The organism is Halobacteriovorax sp. GFR8 (genome assembly GCF_050955245.1).
Taxonomy (GTDB): domain Bacteria; phylum Bdellovibrionota; class Bacteriovoracia; order Bacteriovoracales; family Bacteriovoracaceae; genus Halobacteriovorax_A.
Genome location: NZ_JBPBLR010000001.1, coordinates 1 through 18,554 on the forward strand (window position 1 = coordinate 1; position 18,554 = coordinate 18,554).

Consider the following 18,554-nt stretch of genomic DNA (forward strand, 5'->3'; position numbering starts at 1 on the left):
GGGACGCAATCGCAGACGCAATCTTGCAAGGGCGTTTTAGATATGCTGCCCGTTTGTTATTTATATGGCGAGAAGGAATGACTACCAAGGACGAGAGGCTAGTACAGGAGGACGTTAAGTCCTTTGAAGGGCACGAGTTGTGCATAGATTGGTCTAACAAAAATACGGTTGTCACACTGCGCTATAATAGCGAGGTGTACAGCTACAGACAGCAAGACGTTACCGACGAGAGGTGGTAATTATGAAACTTATAGATAACTGGAAGTCAGCATTAAAGATGCACACAGTACAACTAGCGTTAGTTTATACCATTATTACATGGTACAACACGCTAGTATCAACAGGACTACCAGAGACGGTAATGGGTTGGGTTAACGCCCTAATCGGCCTATTCTTTATCGCGCTACGTGTAGTAGCCCAACCAGAGTTACACGCGAAAGGCTACGACGTAGAAGACGAGCACGAAAATAATTCGGTAGGTTAATAGCATGAATATACTATTTTGGGCGGCTGGTGCCTCAACCACCGTAATAGGCTCGCCGCCAGAAAAGTACACAGTAGATAACACCTATAAGGACGTCAACGCTAAAGACGCTAGAGGTGTTTATTTCGGTGATGCAGAATCAGCTAAAACCATAAACTTTGTTTCACAGCAAGACGTGTACCTAAGCTTTACCTTTGGTATATTGTCGTCAGGTTCTTGGTACAGCACCCCAGCAGCAGTGGAGCTAGCAGGTGTGTTTAGGTTGTACCCACTATCAAGTTCACAGGACGAGTTAGTGCTACAACTAAATGAACAAGGTTCTTGGGTTAGTTACGGTTCGGTAACAAATGGTAGCGCTAAGGTGCGCCTAGACGTTATTTACGAAAGGGACGCAGTGAACGGGCTTATTGAAGTCAGAGTAGATGGTGCCGTACAGGCCTCATACACGGGGGACACTACCACAGGGTCATACCCAGCTACGTCTAGCTCTATTCTAATAGGGTGCCCGAATACCACTAACAGCGGTACTACTATTTGTTACGTTTCTAATTTCTTCCAAATGGACGAATCAACGGCAGGGGCTATACCAGTTCAATTAGGCATAACTGCTAACGGGACGCACACGGACTTTGAGGGTAATGACTTCGACATGATTAACGATGTTGGGTTACCAGACTCCACGCTAATAGCGTCCAAGGTAGTTGGGGACAAATCAACGTTTGTAATCGAGGATGTACCTACGGCCTATTCGGTTGGGTACGATGTTATAGCAGTTGGCGTAGGCGTTAGGGCGTCTTCGGGCGGCACATCATCACCGGACTTAGCAGTAATGATTAAGGACGGAGCCAACGAGGTAGAGTCTAGTACCATCCTAATGGACGCAGTTAAGAAACCACGCATAGGCACTTTCCATACCGCACCAGACGCGGGAGCATGGACGGTGGCTAAAGTAAACTCAGTAGAATGTGGTGTAACCACTAAATAGGTGATGATATGAAACCTACAAAAGCAGACCAAATATTCGAGGTCGCAGTAGATGGGCTGGTGCAAGAACTAGACCTAGACTTTGAGGCACCACATAAGTTTGTATGTTGCTTTGCGTGTGACGTAAACGGTGAACCTGTGGTAGTGTCTAGCGGTACCGTAGTGTACGAAGTAACCACAGAAACTAATCCTAGTGCATGGGTGGATATAGAAGCTAATAATGATATGACCGCACCAGTAGATAGCTCTTTTCAAGCACCAGCCAATAAACTACGCGTTACTATAACGTCCGCAGACGTAGCTATGGCCTACTATAGGATTAAAGCGGTGCAGTACTATGCGTAGTGCTTTAAAAAAGCTGCCAGTAATTGGGCTAGCTGGGGTGGCGTCTCAGGCGTCGGCAGTATTCCCAAGTGTATTTAATACAGGTGATACGGGAGGGGGTGGTAGTATGCACCCGCCTGTTACGCTTTACCCAGAATCAGCCCAGTTCTATGCCCAGAACGAGCAGCGATTATTATATGACGGTCTAGCAGCACCAGCGGTCAAGACACCAGTAGTAAACATAAGTCGCAGCAGTACCGAACCTACGTACTATACGCACGCCAAAGAAACACAGCATAACTCCTCGTTTATCAGTAGTGGCGCAGGTGTTTATTTTGAGGTAGAGGTAGTAGCTATAGCCGTGGGTGGGGCGGTTGGTATTGGGTGTTCTATTTACTCAAACTCGGGCGACAGGACAGACCCAAAGATACCTTATGGTATGGGTGTGTGGTCTAACGGCGACGAAGGGGTAAACCCGTCAGGCGCTTCCGGTGGTGGCACTCTAGGTAACTGGGGCGGTGTCTTCGAAGTGGGCGACCGAATCGGGGTGGGTATTGTTAACGATGACAACACAGTACACTACTTCAAGAACGGGGTTTTAATCAAAAACCTAACCGTGTCGGGTGCGGCATTAAACGCCACAGCCTATGCTATGGTTATGCTATACGGTGAAGGTTCAGAGGTTAAAGCAGACGGGTACGCATACATGCCAGCGGGATTCGTGTCCATGATATAACGTGCAAGCGTTTGCAAAGAGCGGGATTATTTCCCGCTTTTTTATTATCTGTGTTTGACGAACGCCCAAAGTTAGGTTATCTTTTTATTGACCGAACCAAATAGCGAAAAGGAGACGCAAAATGGAAATGGTAATTTTAAAAGTCTGGGAACATCAAACCTCAAGCCCAGAAGTCCGCGAAGTACCGTACACCCACGCGTGCGCAATGGCAGAGAACGGGGGTTTCTATAAGGTACAAATTATCGACCATAAAACAGACGTCGTAGAATTGGAGCTATAACCATGAGCGAGTGGATGCTAAAAGTACGTCAATCGAATAATGCTAACCCGTACTATAACCGCATAGTGCTATTTATGCCTAACTGCGACCTTGACGCGTACATCGAAGAACACGGGTTAGAACAACCAAAAGGCACAGGGTGTAACCGACTAAGCCATAAGTGCTATATAGTAGCTAACCACATGCGGGATGTAGCGCGCGCCGAAGGTAAGGGGGTGCTAGATGAGTAAGAAAAACAGGCCACAACACCACTCAGTAGCAGGTAAATACCTAAGCAGGTACTACTACGATAGCCATATTAAACGCCTACAGGCGGAGCTAGAACACCTAGCCGAGCGATTAAATTACGGTTATGTTAAGCCACCGGAAGACTTTGAACGACTGGTAGCGGACGTGGCGAGTATGCGCCGCAAGATGGTAGGTCTAGCCCGTAGACGTGGTACGACGGGCACCTACAAGTCACATTATTGGGCATGGTTTTACACCACCGAAGAACGACGCAAACAGAATCTAGCATTAGGCTATAACTGCACCATGGACATGGCACACTACCGACAGCTAGACCTAGACGCGGGTAACCGAGTAAGCTAACGTGGCAAAAAAGCCAGCACCTAAAAATAAGACGTTACCCCACCGTCGGTGGTGGCAGCGTAGGAAAAAAGGAATAGGATAATGGAACGACTATTACGACAGATGACTTTGAAAGGGCTAAGCCTAATGACCAAAGTTACTTGGGGTTCACTACGTTGGGAACTAGTTTGCAAACTGGTTGCTTTACAGTTCGAATATGCCGAGGATGAATCGGGGGTATTTTATGCTTAGTTTATTAGTAGCAATAGCTGCGTTTATTTACGCTATGGTAGCCACTACCGTGGTTTGGGCTTTAATGGGCGTCGTGATTATCTTGTTTTGTATCTTTCTGTACGCCGTGGTTTACTACCTAGTGGTTAAGCCGCTAACGTTTATAGGTGCTGTAGTGGACTTCATAGTTGAGAGGGCAAGCCCGTGGAATTAGACCTAAAGCTAAAGGACTCGGACTTGCGCGTTACGGTGACCATTATTAAAAATGGTAAAGAGAGCGTAAGCACCATGAACCTAGAAACCGTAAGTAACTTTATAGTTAAAACAACGCTATGCCCAGAGAAGGCCGTACTAATGCGTAACTGCATAATGGGTGGTGGGGCATACGAGACGAATTTACATGGGTCAATATTTAGAGTACGTAGGTATGAGTAAAGTAGTTAAGATACAAGACCACAAGGCCAAGAACATACCGAAGGCGGACGCAGTGCTAACGCCAATGTATTCTAAGTTGGCAAACCTAGAACTAGAGGTTAAGTTACTGCGTGGTGAAATAATGAAAAAGGAGCGCGAGTTATTACCCGACGATGAGCGCGCACACCGACAACTGATGCGCCGAGCATCAAAGCTAGACTGGTGACCAGATGAAAGTATGTTACGAGAATAAGACAAAAACCGACCACGGGAAAACGGTGGTACTGGCATTTGATGGGTGTACAGAGGTGCGTATTGGGAAGACCATAAAACACTCCAAGTTGAACGCAGTGAGAGCACTACGCGTGTGCGTGATAGTGAAAGATAACGAGCGGGTTTATATCGAGAACGACCGCGAAGTGGTGACGCTGGAAACCAAAACAATTTCTGGTAAAAAAGACTTCAAATAATTTGACGAACGACCAAAGTTAAATTATATTTTTAGTACACACAGCGAATAGGACGCGCAGTAATGAAAGCAAATCAATTCTACAAAGGTACGGCTTACAAAGCTGGCACACCAAAAAATACGGAACCTACCCTACGCTTGGAGGTATTAAAGACCTGTGAGGAGCGTAAACATATTAACGTGCAGACTAAAAACGGCGTTAAAATGTTACTTGCCTATGATGGTAAGGCGGGCTGGTTCCACCTACATAAGTACTCACCACTAGGCAATATCGGCGGACATGTTTACAATAACTTTGACATGAACGAAGAAGACACCGAGCTACTAATGGCAGCGGCGGGGAGGTGGTCACATGACTAAGTTACAGGCACTACTATATGCGATAGCAGCCTTAGCGCTATTAGCAGTAGCTCTAGGCGTTTGTGCCGCAGCCAAAGAGCATGCGTTAGCCATGTGTAAGATGACGAGCACAGAGCGTGCTTGCGAGCAATGGTTAGAAGGGGACGGACTATGAAGCAGAAAGTTTACTACCGTGCATGGGTGCAACCTAAAAGCATGACCAAGAAAATATACTACGTTGATGCTATCCACGGTAGCCAACAGCAGGATAAGGCGTACCAGTTCACCACCAAAGAGGCAGCAGTAAAAGCCGTGGAGCTTTACGGGGCTGAACACTGGGGAGTAGACCGAGTAGCTACTAAAACGTTGGTGACCACCGTAGCTGGGTCTAAGGTGGGTGGATAATGGTTATTAACGGTAATGAGTGTGGTACTAATGAGCGTGGGCACTGGGTATATTTTGGGTATTCAAGAAAAGGTAACCTAGTTTATATAGGCACCACAATACAGAGACCGGAAGACCGTTTTCGCTGGCACAAGAGCAACGGCAAGCCGCTACGCTTTGTAGTTCAGCATAATTATGCTACGACTGATGAAATGCTAGACGCGGAAATACACCTAATTAATAAGCATAAACCAGCACTAAACAAGAAGACAAAGCGCCATAACGATAACCGAAAACTAAAGGAAGGGGTTAAAGAATCACGAGTAGGTGTTACTGGTTGGTGTCAAGCATGCCTAAAGCGCAGAGTTAACAAGGGGTACACTAAATGTTATTGGTGTGGCTAGAAAACAGTTTAATATTTTTTATCACACAGTTTGCGGTGGCCTATTTTAATGTGTTAGTCCGAGGTTTGCAGACTGCTAACGTTATTCATGGTAATTACAGACAGGCGGCAGCGACTAGCATACTAATGTCACTAGGTAACGTGTTAACTATTGGCTTAGTGGCTACAAACCCATGGGAGAGTTTTTTACCAGTTTCGTTGGGTAGTATGCTAGGGGTGCTGCACGCAATGTGGTTAAAAAGGAGTCATCATGCCCAAGTCAAGTAAAAAGCGTAAAAACGGGAAGGTTAAAAAAGCCAACGGTGCAGGGTCGGTGGATAATGTTAGGTCAACGGCACCTAAACAGAAATGGACACCACCAGAGTACGATATTACCGCAGAGGCTAAGAAGCTGCGTAAAGCACTAGAAGAACAAAAAGCCCTCGTATTGCCAACGCCGGAAGAAATAAAAATGGCGTCAATGCTCTACGGAGTAATAAACCCAGACACTATCCGAGCGGCTAAATCAGTATTGAAAGACGTGCATGTTTGGGCAGAAGACGCGGTAGCTGATTTGACAAACGACAAAAACTAGCATAAGTTATAGGTACACACAGCGATACAGGACGCGCATTATGGAAAACCTCGTAAATAATAAACCAGCTAATTACGCTTATCTGGTTTTAGACCAATCGTACAAAGCCCACGTAGCGTGGATGAACCAGCTACAGGAGGCACACGCATTTATTATAGCTGACGGCGGTGAACCAGAACCAAAAGACCTAGAGGTACTGGCAGACGTTGAGCGTAAAGTATCCGAGCTTAGAGAAGCGTTATTAAAGGTGTTAGCATGATTACTCAAGGTTACCAAAAAGTAATAGCCTGTGGTGCTGGGCACCCAGACGGGTACGCACACGTGTGCACGTACACAGGTAGCCAGACAGGGTGGTTAAATGAGGTGGTGCCCGTTAGAGAGGTAAACCTAGTCAAAGCCGTACAGCTTAGAAAGTTATACGGCATGATTGCTAACCACACAATAGTGTGCACTAACCCAGAACTACGCGGAGGGGTAAACGTGCATTATCTAAGTAAAGTACTAATACATAGGGGTAACTTACAATGAAATACTATATCAGAACTATTAATATGCGTAGTTCAGTAACCAGCCTACCACCTATCACTTATGCGGTAGGCACACATACTGATGGGCGATTATTGGTCACTATGATTCCAAATAAGGCTAGGGCTGAGCAATACGTTAAGGACTTGGAATCCAGCATTTTGACCGAGCTAGAACTAGCTAAGTTCGTACACCAGCAACATGTGGTTAACGGTGTGCATGATTATGGGCAAGTGGCATCGGGGGGTAGACTATTACTAAAAGCGGAGGCTAAGGTGCAGACCAAAGCAAAAAGAGTACCACCGCGACCAATGGTTGCAGCAGCCACCGTAGCCAAAGACCCTAAGACGAGAGCTTTCCTAGACGTGGCTAAGGGTGCAGGGTTAGACCAAGAAGACCTACTGTACGTAGACCCAGAGGTAGCAGAAGCCATTAAGAACGTAGTAGAAGTGCTAGACAAGCATGAAATGATTGATGGTGTTGACTACGCTAGTAAGCCAGCGGGCGACGTTAACTACGGTATCCCCGTAAGCGCAGGGGACTGTAGCAGTGAAGACCATGATTTGCGAGAGCTGGATACGTGGGACGTAATGGCTGGGCGTAGACGTCTTAATGACGGTGGTTCGAGTACTAAACGTGAGTATGTCCCAGACTCCATAGACCGAGTGGAGGACTTCTAATGGGGTACTTAATAGGACTATGGGCGGTGTATGGGATGTTTATCCTAGTGGGTATTGGGTTTGCGGTGCACCTTATTTGGTTCAAAAAACACCGCACTACTGGGGACGGGGTAATATCACTGTTCCTATTAATAGGCGTGGTGCTCTATCTACTATTTGTGGGGGGTATGGGATGGGACACAATAATGAGCGCGGCGACGGATTCACGTTGTTCCTAATAGGGGTAGCCGTGCTAGTACTTATTAGGGTAGCGGTACCAGCGGGGGTGGTTGAGGCCTACGTTATGGTATTAGAGAATGTATTAAAGGAGTTAATATATGGGACTTACTACTAAACAGATTAGACGAATGGTGGCTCACATTACGTACAAAGAAGGCTGGGATATTATAGTGGGTGAGGATGGGGCACGCACCTACCTACAGCTATCAGTAACAGGAGGAGTATGTAGCGTTACTAAACAGCCCGCAGACTGGAAGGGCGGTAAAAAGTACCTAAGCCAGTATATGTGTAAACAGGAGATTATAGGCGCATGTTTTGCAATTATCAAAGAAGCGGAAGAACACGAGACGCGAGAGTGGTTTAGATACAAAGGGGCAGCTATTTTTAACCCACACCTAGACCCAGACGCGCTAGTAAGAGTCGCACGTGATAAGACCAATTTTTGTACCCGCCCAGATAATCAATCAATGACACAAGAGGAGCCAGAATAAATGGCAATGACACGACACTTAAAGCAGCCAGAGAGACAGTACCTAGCGTTAATGCGCCGAATAATAGAGCAAGGTACGGACATATACAACGAAAGAACGGGTAAATTTACTAGGACTGTTATAGATGCAGACCTAGTTTATGACGTTGGTTCGGGGGTTTATCCATTACTAACTACTAGGCCGTGTAACCCTAAGCCAGCTTTTGCAGAGCTTACAGGGTACCTACTAGGTCTGGATAGCGCCGCAGGTTTTAGAACACTAGGCACCAAGACATGGGACGCTAACGCTAACCTAAATGAAGCATGGCTAGCAAACCCACACCGTCGTGGCACAGACGATATGGGGCGTGTATATGGTGTAATAGGTCACGATTTCGGCAATATTAACCAGTTTATGAAGGTATATAACAACCTAAAGAACGGGATAGACGACCGAGGCGAGATTATCACATACTGGAAGCCGGATGAATTTGATAAGGCTTGCTTACGCCCGTGCATGTATCAATTCCAGTTTTCGCTACTAGGCGATGACCTGTACCTACACGCAACACAAAGAAGCTGCGACGTACCCCTAGGTTTGGCGTTTAATATGCAGCAAGTATGGTTATTTTTGCGTGTAATGGCGGACATGACGGGTAAAAACCCTAAACTAGCTTTCCATAAAATAGTAAATGCCCATATTTACGAAGACCAGCTAGAGCTAGCAAAAAAACATATCGAGCGTGTGCCAAACAAGCCACCTACAGTCAAGTTGAAGAAAGCCAGAAATTGGGGTGATTTAAACAAAGAGCTAGTGGATAGCCTAGAAGTGATAGGTTACAAACCCCACAAAGAGCCAATACGCTACCCATTTTCAGTGTGATTTGTGTTTGACGAACGGGTAAAATTAGGGTATCTTTACCTTATGGTTGATTAGGTAGTACAGCCTAGAATGGAAACTAACTTAAACTAACAGAGAAATAACAACTTTTTGGTAGTACAAAGTAGTAGGTGTTCATTTGAAATTTTACTCATACGCGACCGCTTAGTTAGATGGGCGGTCGCAACTTAATAAGGTACATAACATGGAAAATAAAGAGCTTTACGTGCACACATGGTACGGGGACTTGTACTGCGGTTCGGTGTCAATGACATATCTAGATAAACTTTTTGACGACCCCGATAGCGGTTTTCTACACCAAGTAGATAAAGAGGGTAAACTTGCTAAAGACGGTGAATTTACCTACGTTGATTTTGAAGGGGTAACAGTTACCCACAAATTAAAAGGATACGAAGATGCCGAAGAATAAAGACCTAGATTTTCCGACTGTACGTTACATGAATAACCATACAGGTGGTTTGGCCTTTGTGCCAAAAGAAGACTACAACGAGGACGGGAAATTAGCCCTACGTGCACGGGAACTGCACAGAAAATTTATGTCCGAGGAAAACGACGTACTAGCAGCGGGTTACCGTGAGGCAGTTCACGAACTAGCTAAAGAGCACCTAGAGTCAGCGAACAAAGCAGCTAACAATGGTGCCGAGGACGTGTACGCTAAGGAAATGATGCGACATTTATACGCGCTGCACTGCCTTAGCAAGATGGTTATTTAAGATTGCAAACGCTTGCAATATAGCCTAGTATTAACCTCGACCTTACAGTGGCAATAATGCCGAACCTAAAACACAGGGGTTAATATAATGAGTACACGTAATCTGGGTTTTTCCCTAGGACAACTAGCCAAAACGGCGTATAACCGTCGCGGCTCAGACATGGGTGGTTTTGCACAGGCAATCCATTGGCTAGCACAACACGTAGCGGGTAACGAGGCTATCACAGTACTAGAGCGAGCAGACCTAGTACGCTTTGGCGGTGGTTATCTACTTGAAGCAGGTAACAACTTTGCATTAGGTGCTAGCCACGTAGTAGCCGCACCAGCAGCAGGTACAGCAGAAAGCTTTGATGTAGTAACTACTGTTAAGGTGCCGACACTGGGCACAGCTCACATTAATCTAGTGGGTGGTGGAGCTAATGACCTTGCGGTGCAGTTTAACTACGTAACAGACCATTTCGAATTAGCATTTGGTGATGACCTAGCAGCTTTACACGTAACTGGTGTAGATTTAGCGGGTGTCCTAGTAGCAGACGACGTGGTACGCGTAACGGTTAGTGTAGACGACCGAGAAGTGGGTACAGGTAACATTACGTGGGCAGTAGAAAACTTATCAAAAAACCTAGTGGTTTCTGGTAGTGTTGCTAACACTGATAAGATTGTGGGCGCTCTAGCGTTCCAGTACTTTGGACAAGCCAACGTAACTGCCAATGCGGTAGACGTAGTATTCTATGACCTAGTGCTACATGTAGCAGAAGCGGAATACTTGAAATTCTTGTTTACTGCGGACTACGACACCACACCAGCAACAGGCGTTATTAGCTCAGCTTGGGGCGGTGAGACTGCTACAGACGCAGGTTTTACCGACGTAGCTACCAACTATGTAGCGCGCCTAGAAGTGTAACAGCAATAGAAAGGGTAATTTATTTTACCCTTTTTTTATAATGATAGTTGACAAACTATTAAAGTTAGATAATACTGGTATTAACAAAACGATTTACCCTCAATCAAAGCAAGGAGCTTTACCATGAAAGTAACAAAACGCCAAATCCAAGAAGCAACTGTAGGCCAACTAGAAGAAATGCTAGCCGAGCTTATGCACGTAGAAACGTCAAAAGCTAAAAACCAGCGTCATATGGTAGAGCAGCAACTAGCGAAACTAAATGCTAGCTAGAACTACAGCAATCAAGGCAACCTATAAAGAAACCGTCCATGTTAGCACGTGGGCGGTTTATCGTATGGCGCTAATTAAGGTTGGCGGTATGGAATCAGCAGCGGCAGCAAACGCAGCGTTACAAACTACTGGTGTTTTTTATTTCCAAGACCTCAAAATAGAAGTGGTAAAAAGTAATAAGTCAAGGGGTAATTTGACTAAATATAACTAATACCGGATACTTAGTGCGTACTGACAATAAGTGCACATTACGTAATAGGTATTTTACATGAAAGACTATCTACAGTTTTTGCCATACTGTACAAACAGGCAAAAGGAGATAATCGAAGCAGTAGTAAAACACGGTAGCGCTGAAAATGCCGCTAAGGCGCTTGGTTGCTCTAAGTCCAATATAGGCCATACACTGGCTAGGGTGGAGTCAAGAGCTGCTAAGAAAGGGTATGCGCCGCAGTTAGGCACTTCTCTAGAGCTACCACAGGGTTACATGTTCACTAAATCAACCGTCCAGATAAATAAGGATGGGGAGATAGAGCGAGTATGGAACCGTTACGCACAAGACAGCGAAATGCTATGCGACGTGTATGGGGAGATTATGGACGAGCTGCTAGAGGGGTATAAGCCTTTCGAGCCTCGACCATTCAAACCAACCGAAACCGATTGTAGCATAATCCCATGGTACAATATTGGGGATGCCCACATAGGTATGATGGGGCACGAGCTAGAAATAGGTGAGAATTTCGACATTAAGATAGCGGTACGAGAGTTAAAGTTTGCCCTTGACCGCGTAATATCGGATACACCGTCTAGGGAGCGCTGCGTAATAAATGACCTAGGTGACGCGACGCACTACGAAAACTTAGAGGGGGTGACCCAACACTCAGGGCACATGTTAGATTGTGACGGGCGTTTTGTTAAAATGGTAGAGGCCTACCTTGACATAATGCTTTTTGCTATTGAGCGTTGTCTAGAGAAGCACAAGTACGTAGACGTTATCATTAACCAAGGTAACCATAGTAGGACTAACGACCTTTGGGCGGTGCGTTGCCTAAAACGCATGTTCGCTAACGAGCCTAGGGTTAACATACTAGATAACACGAGTGTGTTTATAGGCTACCGCATGGGTAACACTATGGTACTCACGCATCATAGTGATAAGTGCAAACCAGACCGATTGGTAGACGTGTTGATAAATGACTTTAGGGAAGACTATGGGGCTACAGCACACCATTACATATGGGTGGGGCACATACATCATAGCCACTCTAAAGACGAGTTTAGGGGTATTAAGGTGGAAAGCTTTAATATTCTAGCCAATAAGGACAAATACGCGCACGACGGCGGGTGGCGTTCGGGGCAATGTATTAGCCGAGTTGATTTGCACCGAGAGTACGGGGAGGTCGGTAGGCAAACCTTAAACATACAGGCAGTACGAGATATGATTTTAAAGGAATGTGAAGACGGAGCGGAACATATTAAGGACTTAGGTAAACGTCAAAATATAACGCGAGTTTAGTATGATATTAGGCTTTACTGGGTTAAAACGTTGCGGTAAGGACACCGCAGCTAGTTACATCCTAGAAAAATACGGGGCGGAGCAGGTGATGTTAGCAGACCCTATTAAGCGGGCACTAATGACTATGTTTGGTTTTACTTGGGAGCAGGTCAACGGTGAAGGCTATGACAGGGAGCAGGTGATACCAGAATATGGGGTCTCTATTAGGCACATGTTGCAGACGCTAGGTACAGAATGGGGGCGTATGCTGATAAACCCAGACATATGGGTTAGGCTGCAAGCCGAGAGGTTAGAGCATGATAAGCTATACGTGATGAGTGATGTACGTTTTGAGAATGAGGCAGAGCTTTGCCGACAAAACGGTATATTAATACACGTGCGGAACCTAAAACAGTCCGAAGTGGTAGACCACCATAAATCGGAAGATGGGGTAGAGTTCGCACAGGGTGACATTATCCTTAATAATAAAATGGATGGGTTACGACAGTTTCATAACGATATTGAGGCAGTTCTAACGCATTTGAGGGAGGACAGAGGATGGAAGCAAATTTGATTACAAAAACCATACTAGAACCTGTGGTATTTGATGTGGACGGAACACTACGGTGTGGTAAGCACCGCCTAGACCTATTACCACCGCTAGACCAGATGAGTAACCCTAGAGCGTTCGACGCCATGAACCTAGCAGCAGTGGACGATACACCTATTTGGGATACCATCAAAATTGCTAGAGCACTGCACAGGGCTGGGCACCCAGTAATACTACTAACACGTGCCAATGAAATTGGGCGAGAGATTCTAGAAGACCAGTGTATTAAATGGGACATACCCTACGCCGAGCTTTATATGGCTGACTACGACGATTGCTCGGGAGACCGAGAATATAAGGAAATGCGTATTAAGCAGATAGAGCAGAAGTACGGGCGTATATTGGCTTTTTGGGATGACCAGCCAAAGGTATGCGCGCACATACGCTCGCTAGGATACACGGTGTACCACGTAGAAGACCCCTACGAACTAAACACCCCAGCGGGGGAACAGGCTAAGTTTAATTAATCATATAGGCACCTTAACGGGTGCCTTTTTGTTATTAGACAAATCCTAAAAGTTAAATTAGGGTTAATAGTATTAACAGGTAAAAGGGGACTACAAATGAATCTACGAGAAGGCGCGTACGTGCAGGTAAGTATTAAACGTAAATCACGTTGGGCTAACGATGTATACAGGGCATTACAAGGGCTTAGGGGGTTTATAACCACCATAAAACCAGATACAGGAATCAGTAATATTCTCGTAACGTTCCCAGAAGAAGTGCAAATCAAAGACCAAAAAACCAAGACTTTTAGTTTTTTAGCAGAAGACTTAGACGAGTTTACGGTTAGGGAAATAGTACCCCAGCGGGAAACAGATACTAGGAGAACGTCTATTATGACATGGCACAGTCTGCTAGACTTAGTAGATAATCACAAATGGACGATTACGTGGGACACCTCTAGTAAGGTTGACCGTGGCGTAATATGGACGGATAGCGGTGAGGGTATGGTGGGCTTGTTCACTATGACAAACCATGGTTTACAGGCTCACATAGACACAAGGTACATTACAGAATGGTGGTAGTATGTCTATCGAGGAAAAGTACGAGCAACTGTGGGAGTATACGCGACCACTACAAATAGCTATATTAGCCGTAGTGGTGGCTATATTTCTAATGGTTCCTAGTACGGAAGCACACACTATAACGGCGCATAACCCTCACACAGAGGAGTACGCTACTATAAACCTAGACAAAGAAGACGACCTAAAGAAGCTGGACTATATAGCCCGAGACTGGCGAGTTAAACAGCAGTGTAGGATAGATAGGAAAACTATAGGGTGGTTACACCAAATACTACGTAACCTACGTATGGATAATGCACAAGTAGAGATAGTATCCGGCTATAGGACTCTACAAACTAATAATAAGGTCGGGGGTAAAAAGAGGTCACAGCACATGGTGTGTAAAGCCTTAGATATACGTGTAGTCGGCGTGAGTAACTACAGGGTATGGGAGGCAGCGAAAAGGTCACAGGTAGGCGGGTTAGGGTATTACCCTAAGCATGGGTTTATCCATATAGACTCTGGGCGTATTAGGTCATGGTAGGTAGTAAAAGTTAAATTTTACATTTGACAAACCACAAAAACTAGGTAAACTTTCCAATATGAGTTATGCGATTCTCTAAAAATCGCGCCAATCACCCTCAAGCCCTAGGAGGCACTTATGAAAAAAGTCCTAATCATTTTAGGTGTACACATTGGTATTTTAATGTCAGTGGGTTGTACATCAACCACAACGGTAACACACCAAACACCACCCCCAAGCCAGCAGCAGACGGTAACACCGGAGCCGCAGGATGATACGCAGTTAGCATTTGACGTACGTTCTTATGGCTCCATACAACTAGCTATGTCAGCGGCTATGAAGCTAGTTAACGACCCAAATAATACAGTCCCGCACGATGAAATTGTATTTCAGCTAACCGACGCGTGCGTGGGCTATATGACCGAGGCAAGGCCGTATTTAACCGCTATGGCTATGGCAGCACCTAATATGCCCACCGCAGAGTACGATAAACACGAGTATATCGTAACAAGAACCAGAGAGCTTTACGTAGGTAATTTGGCTTTGCTTGAGGATTTCGTGGTGTTCGGGGGAAAGCAAGCCAGTTCAGATTTTGATAGTAACCTACAGACTTACGGAGAGGTTATGAGCGGTTGTATCACGCTGGCAATGGCTGACGCTAAATTTTTAAACCTACTTAATCAAGTACAGGCGGAATACCTAAAGGACAAGCAGGGGATTTAGTATGGACTGGCTGACAACAGTGTTAGAGGCCTACCAAAGTAGTTGGGTTAGCGGTATTGTGTCAATTGTATCTAGTAGTGTGGCATGGTACCTCTACCTAAGACTACGAGGTAAGGTTAAAGCACAAGAAATTTATAAGGGGCAGTTAATGGACGAGGCAACCGACGCCATTAACTCTAAAAGGGCTAGCGGTAAAACCGCACAAGCCTATCAGATGGGCATACTAGCCGGATTAAATGCCCTAAGTAATCTAGTTATAAAAGAGGAATCAGACCATGGCAGAAAGGACGCTTAGACTTAAATTCGAGGGCACACCATATGTAGTGCTAGTAGACAGTCGCTCATTTACTCTACGCAGGGAGAACAAACCTAACGATAAATTCCCGACACCACTAGGTTATCACCGTTCATTAAAAACAATGTCTGACGTGCTAATTAAGCAACATTTTGTGCAGGTTAAGGGCGACATGACAGTAAAAGAAGCCGTAGCCGATATAGCAACCCTATGGGATAATGAGCTATTACCGTTTCTAGAGGCATGCCACCAAGAACAGGCAGCACTACTCAGAGAGGTTTACTTTGCTCATGAGAAAGTAACGGAACTAAACAAACTAGTAGAACTGGTTAACAGTGGTAAGTTGCAACAGGCAAAAACATTAGCGCGGAAATTGAAAGGTTAAAGCTTATGATTCTAAACATTGGTGATGCTCAAATAGACCTAGAAGGTTATAACAAGTGCCTAGAGGACGCTTTAATAAAAGCTATGACCGAGGACAACGCGGACGAGGCGGCTAAGATATTCCATTTAATGCTGTGTGACTCGGGTATGACAGGTCACCCTAAGCCAAACCTACACGAATTTTATGTAGACGAAGTGGAATACGAGGCCAACAAGAAAACACCACACGGTGCGGTTTTTCTTGACGCGACAGGCAAGCCAAAACAAAAGCATAAGCAAGAATTTGATTTTCAATTAGGCCTAATAGAAGACGTTAAGAAGTATCTAGGGCTAGGGGAGTGGGATACGGAAAATAACCTAGTTAAAGGCTGTGAGTTTTTCCTATCTACTATGTATACCAAGTACGGGCACGACGCCACGGAAGATGCAATAGACTACGTAGAGGGTAACTAAAATGCCATTAATTAAGTTATACGCCGACGGTAGCTACTGCCCAAACACTGGCGCGGCTGGTGGTTCTTACGTAGTGCAGTGTAAGGACGTGACGATAAAAGACCGTTTCGAACTAGGGGGAATAGGGGACTCATGGGAAGCCGAGGTATTGACATACGGCAAAGCTTTACAGGCCATTATGCAGCACCCTACCCTAAAAAATTATGTTCACGGTAATAGCGTTATAGTAGGTGTTTTGGACTGCACCGGAGTGGAGACATTCGTAACGGGTCTTCGTAGCCACTCTTTGAAGGGGCGTAAGTTCCCAGCTAGCTGTATGTCTGTCCGTGAGGTGTTTAAGATGCTCACCGTACATACTAGGGTTAAGGCTAAGTTTATACACGTTAAGGCACACACTAACGACGACACCGTGGCAGCTTTTTATAACAGCGAAGTAGACAAACATGCTAGAGCATGTATGGAGCATATGAGGGCGAGACTACTAAAAACAAAGAAATGTAAGAAATGATTTGACGAACGACCAAAGTTAGGTGATACTCTAGTTAAGCAAACAAAGTAACTAAGGACTTTAACATGTTTAACTCAACAGCAAACCGAGTAGCCCTAGCAATACTAGTAATCGTTTTAGGTATTACTTTTTTTGGTGGTATCACGGACGGTATTAAAGAGGTGGCAGTAGCAGAGGCTCAGGCTATCGTTAACATTAAGTGAGGAACTTAGGTATGGAAGAACTGCAAAGCAGGGTGGACGCTATTGTTTTAGGGTTTGTCTTATTATTTTTGGTGGGGTTTGGTGCAGCGGCATATTTTATCGCCAGTCTTAAAAGGGTTGCTAAGAAATTAGAAACCATGGACAGCTATACCAGAGCTACACGTAAGATGACCGTGGATTCGGTATCCGAGTGGGAACGCTCGCTAGCTGGTATGAAAGAGCATTATAAAAATATGCTAAAACTATCGGAATCGCAGAGTACTATTAACAAGCGTACGGTACGGGGTCTGGACGGGCTACGCCAAGATGTTGAGAGGCTGACGGGGGTAGTAGACGATATACTAGACTACGTAACAGACGACACAGAAGTAAACGACCCGTATCTGGTAACAGTTATGCAGCATGGTGAACCCATAGCGGCGTATGCTACTCATGACCTAGAGACACCGATAGCGGAGGTAATGGCAGTTAACAAAGACGTGCAGGAGCCAGAACAGGCAAAGGACTATGATACACTGCTAAACGATGAAATTAGCGTGCAGGACTCGGTAATTAGTAGGGCAGCACAACTACTAAGGCGGTAACGTGGCAATAGTCATAAAACAATCTACCACCGCGTGGTCAGACCTAGCCAGTGAGGACTACTACGCAAGTCTTTTAACCAGAGCTATAGGGGTAATAAGAGTAGACGATAGGCGGGCGCATAGGAGATTCTATGGCTATGTTGACGGGCTATTGAAAGCCAGTGGGTACAGCACTAAAGAGCTACGCATAAACCGCCAGATACGACAATTAGTAACCCTTGTAAACAAATCGATAGAATCGGGTAAGATAGACCCGACTTTGAGGACTCTTTTAGATGAGAACAAACTACCAATTAGTGACTGACTTTAACAAAGCCATGGGGCTTGCAGAGCCTAACGCGCCTGTAGGGTTTTCCTCGGAACAACAAAAAAAGCTAAGACATGACTTAATCGTAGAGGAAGCGATTACAGAGCGTTTAGAGGCTAGAGAAGCCGACGAACTGTACAAAGTTATGGACGCGCACGGGGACTCTCTAGTGGTATTGTACGGAGAAGCTAACGACTATAAATTCGACTCGGATATAGTGCTAGCCATTGTCAATTACGCTAACATGAGTAAGGTATGTAAAACACCGGAAGAAGCCCACGAGTCTGTAATGGCTTATGGGCTGGGTAAACATCCAGATAAAATGGGCGAAGTGTTAGAGACCCACTGGGATGCCGTAGAGGTGGGCGGAGTGGACATGTTCGTAGTATATAACTCACTTACTGGCAAGGGGTTAAAATCCGTCAATTTCAGACCACCAGAGCAAGACCTAAAAGTTTACGCGAAGGTACTAGTGTCAGGAGCGGTAGACCCAGAAAAGTTACGCACTATTTTACGTAACCATGGCGTAGAAGCCCTAATAGAATCACTATACAGGGTTGAGCAAGAATTGACAAACTACAAAAACTAACTAG

At 45.3% G+C, this 18,554-nt stretch carries 30 protein-coding genes; all 30 read left to right on the plus strand.

Annotated elements, in window-relative coordinates; translation table 11 throughout:
• Positions 1 to 239 (plus strand): hypothetical protein (locus ACRXC1_RS00005; protein ID WP_433655501.1); only part of this gene is annotated, 239 nt, incomplete at its 5' end.
• A 2-nt stretch (positions 240 to 241) separates the two neighbouring features.
• On the plus strand, positions 242 to 484 hold the full coding sequence (locus ACRXC1_RS00010) for a hypothetical protein (RefSeq protein WP_433655503.1): 243 nt from the start codon (positions 242 to 244) through the stop codon (positions 482 to 484).
• Positions 485 to 488: 4 nt separating this feature from the next.
• Positions 489 to 1,469 carry a hypothetical protein gene (locus ACRXC1_RS00015; RefSeq protein ID WP_433655505.1) on the plus strand — a complete coding sequence of 327 codons (981 nt, stop codon included), beginning with the start codon at positions 489 to 491 and terminating at the stop codon, positions 1,467 to 1,469.
• Positions 1,470 to 1,919: 450 nt separating this feature from the next.
• Complete coding sequence (locus ACRXC1_RS00020) at positions 1,920 to 2,528, plus strand: hypothetical protein (protein WP_433655507.1); 609 nt, start codon at positions 1,920 to 1,922, stop codon at positions 2,526 to 2,528.
• 127 nt (positions 2,529 to 2,655) lie between these two features.
• Complete coding sequence (locus ACRXC1_RS00025) at positions 2,656 to 2,808, plus strand: DUF7170 family protein (protein WP_433655708.1); 153 nt, start codon at positions 2,656 to 2,658, stop codon at positions 2,806 to 2,808.
• Positions 2,809 to 4,253: 1,445 nt separating this feature from the next.
• Complete coding sequence (locus ACRXC1_RS00030) at positions 4,254 to 4,493, plus strand: hypothetical protein (protein ID WP_433655509.1); 240 nt, start codon at positions 4,254 to 4,256, stop codon at positions 4,491 to 4,493.
• Between the two features lie 62 nt (positions 4,494 to 4,555).
• Positions 4,556 to 4,852 (plus strand): hypothetical protein, encoded by a 297-nt coding sequence (locus tag ACRXC1_RS00035; protein ID WP_433655511.1) that lies wholly within the window; start codon positions 4,556 to 4,558, stop codon positions 4,850 to 4,852.
• A 150-nt stretch (positions 4,853 to 5,002) separates the two neighbouring features.
• Positions 5,003 to 5,236 (plus strand): hypothetical protein, encoded by a 234-nt coding sequence (locus ACRXC1_RS00040; protein ID WP_433655513.1) that lies wholly within the window; start codon positions 5,003 to 5,005, stop codon positions 5,234 to 5,236.
• Entirely contained in the window at positions 5,236 to 5,619 is a 384-nt protein-coding gene (locus tag ACRXC1_RS00045) for a GIY-YIG nuclease family protein (RefSeq protein ID WP_433655515.1), read from the plus strand. The genes ACRXC1_RS00040 and ACRXC1_RS00045 overlap by 1 nt, the downstream gene beginning before the upstream one ends.
• Positions 5,620 to 5,868: 249 nt before the next feature.
• On the plus strand, positions 5,869 to 6,192 hold the full coding sequence (locus ACRXC1_RS00050) for a hypothetical protein (protein WP_433655517.1): 324 nt from the start codon (positions 5,869 to 5,871) through the stop codon (positions 6,190 to 6,192).
• A gap of 40 nt (positions 6,193 to 6,232) precedes the next feature.
• A complete protein-coding gene (locus ACRXC1_RS00055) occupies positions 6,233 to 6,451 on the plus strand; it encodes a hypothetical protein (protein ID WP_433655519.1) in 219 nt (72 codons plus the stop codon).
• A gap of 370 nt (positions 6,452 to 6,821) precedes the next feature.
• On the plus strand, positions 6,822 to 7,397 hold the full coding sequence (locus ACRXC1_RS00060) for a hypothetical protein (RefSeq protein WP_433655521.1): 576 nt from the start codon (positions 6,822 to 6,824) through the stop codon (positions 7,395 to 7,397).
• Positions 7,398 to 7,714: 317 nt separating this feature from the next.
• A complete protein-coding gene (locus ACRXC1_RS00065; RefSeq protein WP_433655523.1) occupies positions 7,715 to 8,107 on the plus strand; it encodes a hypothetical protein in 393 nt (130 codons plus the stop codon).
• 6 nt (positions 8,108 to 8,113) lie between these two features.
• Entirely contained in the window at positions 8,114 to 8,968 is an 855-nt protein-coding gene (locus ACRXC1_RS00070) for a thymidylate synthase (RefSeq protein WP_433655710.1), read from the plus strand.
• A gap of 202 nt (positions 8,969 to 9,170) precedes the next feature.
• Positions 9,171 to 9,395 (plus strand): hypothetical protein, encoded by a 225-nt coding sequence (locus ACRXC1_RS00075; protein WP_433655525.1) that lies wholly within the window; start codon positions 9,171 to 9,173, stop codon positions 9,393 to 9,395.
• The gene (locus ACRXC1_RS00080) at positions 9,382 to 9,699 is read left to right on the plus strand and encodes a hypothetical protein (RefSeq protein ID WP_433655526.1); all 318 of its coding nucleotides are present in this window, start codon (positions 9,382 to 9,384) and stop codon (positions 9,697 to 9,699) included. Before ACRXC1_RS00075 ends, ACRXC1_RS00080 begins: the two co-directional genes overlap by 14 nt.
• Before the next feature lie 87 nt (positions 9,700 to 9,786).
• Entirely contained in the window at positions 9,787 to 10,602 is an 816-nt protein-coding gene (locus tag ACRXC1_RS00085; protein WP_433655528.1) for a hypothetical protein, read from the plus strand.
• A 123-nt stretch (positions 10,603 to 10,725) separates the two neighbouring features.
• The gene (locus ACRXC1_RS00090; protein ID WP_433655530.1) at positions 10,726 to 10,872 is read left to right on the plus strand and encodes a hypothetical protein; all 147 of its coding nucleotides are present in this window, start codon (positions 10,726 to 10,728) and stop codon (positions 10,870 to 10,872) included.
• Positions 10,862 to 11,083, plus strand: a complete 222-nt coding sequence (locus ACRXC1_RS00095) for a hypothetical protein (protein WP_433655532.1) — start codon at positions 10,862 to 10,864, stop codon at positions 11,081 to 11,083. The genes ACRXC1_RS00090 and ACRXC1_RS00095 overlap by 11 nt, the downstream gene beginning before the upstream one ends.
• A 57-nt stretch (positions 11,084 to 11,140) precedes the next feature.
• Complete coding sequence (locus tag ACRXC1_RS00100) at positions 11,141 to 12,385, plus strand: helix-turn-helix domain-containing protein (RefSeq protein WP_433655534.1); 1,245 nt, start codon at positions 11,141 to 11,143, stop codon at positions 12,383 to 12,385.
• 1 nt (position 12,386) lies between these two features.
• Positions 12,387 to 12,938, plus strand: a complete 552-nt coding sequence (locus ACRXC1_RS00105) for a hypothetical protein (RefSeq protein ID WP_433655536.1) — start codon at positions 12,387 to 12,389, stop codon at positions 12,936 to 12,938.
• Positions 12,923 to 13,441 (plus strand): polynucleotide kinase, encoded by a 519-nt coding sequence (locus ACRXC1_RS00110; RefSeq protein WP_433655538.1) that lies wholly within the window; start codon positions 12,923 to 12,925, stop codon positions 13,439 to 13,441. The genes ACRXC1_RS00105 and ACRXC1_RS00110 overlap by 16 nt, the downstream gene beginning before the upstream one ends.
• 652 nt (positions 13,442 to 14,093) lie before the next feature.
• Positions 14,094 to 14,525, plus strand: coding sequence for a YcbK family protein (locus tag ACRXC1_RS00115; RefSeq protein WP_433655712.1), 432 nt, complete (start codon positions 14,094 to 14,096; stop codon positions 14,523 to 14,525).
• A 117-nt stretch (positions 14,526 to 14,642) separates the two neighbouring features.
• Positions 14,643 to 15,227, plus strand: coding sequence for a hypothetical protein (locus tag ACRXC1_RS00120; RefSeq protein ID WP_433655540.1), 585 nt, complete (start codon positions 14,643 to 14,645; stop codon positions 15,225 to 15,227).
• Position 15,228: 1 nt separating this feature from the next.
• A complete protein-coding gene (locus tag ACRXC1_RS00125; protein WP_433655542.1) occupies positions 15,229 to 15,522 on the plus strand; it encodes a hypothetical protein in 294 nt (97 codons plus the stop codon).
• Positions 15,503 to 15,907: a hypothetical protein gene (locus ACRXC1_RS00130; RefSeq protein ID WP_433655543.1), complete on the plus strand. Its 405-nt coding sequence runs from the start codon at positions 15,503 to 15,505 to the stop codon at positions 15,905 to 15,907. The genes ACRXC1_RS00125 and ACRXC1_RS00130 overlap by 20 nt, the downstream gene beginning before the upstream one ends.
• Positions 15,908 to 16,035: 128 nt before the next feature.
• Complete coding sequence (locus ACRXC1_RS00135; protein WP_433655545.1) at positions 16,036 to 16,359, plus strand: hypothetical protein; 324 nt, start codon at positions 16,036 to 16,038, stop codon at positions 16,357 to 16,359.
• 1 nt (position 16,360) lies between these two features.
• Positions 16,361 to 16,867 (plus strand): RNase H family protein, encoded by a 507-nt coding sequence (locus tag ACRXC1_RS00140; RefSeq protein ID WP_433655547.1) that lies wholly within the window; start codon positions 16,361 to 16,363, stop codon positions 16,865 to 16,867.
• A gap of 214 nt (positions 16,868 to 17,081) precedes the next feature.
• The gene (locus ACRXC1_RS00145; protein WP_433655549.1) at positions 17,082 to 17,654 is read left to right on the plus strand and encodes a hypothetical protein; all 573 of its coding nucleotides are present in this window, start codon (positions 17,082 to 17,084) and stop codon (positions 17,652 to 17,654) included.
• Positions 17,655 to 17,929: 275 nt separating this feature from the next.
• Positions 17,930 to 18,550: a hypothetical protein gene (locus ACRXC1_RS00150; RefSeq protein WP_433655551.1), complete on the plus strand. Its 621-nt coding sequence runs from the start codon at positions 17,930 to 17,932 to the stop codon at positions 18,548 to 18,550.
• Positions 18,551 to 18,554: the final 4 nt, after the last annotated feature.